The sequence below is a fragment of the Vibrio sp. 1288 genome, from assembly GCF_033344475.1.
Genome location: NZ_JAWPOX010000722.1, coordinates 1 through 621, shown reverse-complemented (window position 1 = coordinate 621; position 621 = coordinate 1). Strand labels below are relative to the sequence as shown.

At 44.6% G+C, this 621-nt stretch carries 2 protein-coding genes; both read left to right on the top strand.

The genetic code is table 11. From position 1 onward, the window contains the following. Nucleotides 1–126: succinate dehydrogenase assembly factor 2 (locus R8O11_RS29005; protein WP_318195096.1), on the top strand; the 126-nt coding region annotated here is incomplete at its 5' end. Then, nucleotides 86–520 (top strand): protein YgfX, encoded by a 435-nt coding sequence (locus R8O11_RS31880; protein ID WP_412035090.1) that lies wholly within the window; start codon nucleotides 86–88, stop codon nucleotides 518–520. The genes R8O11_RS29005 and R8O11_RS31880, both read left to right, overlap by 41 nt. The last annotated feature ends 101 nt before the right edge of the window (nucleotides 521–621 follow it).

Below are 621 nucleotides of genomic sequence, written 5' to 3'. Positions count from 1 at the left end.
TCTCTGCTTGAATGTGATGATCCAGATCTGTTCACTTGGGTGATGGGACATGGTCGTAGCGAGAACCTAGGCCACGCAGCAATGGTTGATAAAATTGTCGCCCATAACCTCAGCAAAGTTCGTTAATCTTAACGTATCTTCCTCAATTACGGCTCAAGTCAGCAATCTGACCGTTTTCTTAAGCTTGACTTGGGCCGTGTCTCTTTCCGACATTCCACTCGTATTATCGATTTATTTGTTATTACTGATTGCTAGCAAGCTACGTGATCCAGGCTTTGTCCTTTTGTCGAGTCAAGGGCATTGGTATGTGCACAGCGACGGCACGGTAAAAAATGAAACGAGTAATTCGCATATCAAACACGTCAACCTGACGACGCTGCCTTTTAAACTCTCCTTTACGCTAGAGTCGGGTGAAATGGTGACGATTTGGCGAGACAGTTGTGATGAACGGTGCTATCGGCAACTTTCCTTGATTTTGCGTCAATGGAAAATGAAACAGGGAGCCAAAGCTCCCTGTTGATAAGCGTTAGATTCGATATTAATTATCGGTTAACTGCTTTGCTGGTACCAGAATTGTCGGACCGCTGTTTTCCAGTTGATTTGGGTAATCAAGCGTGTAGT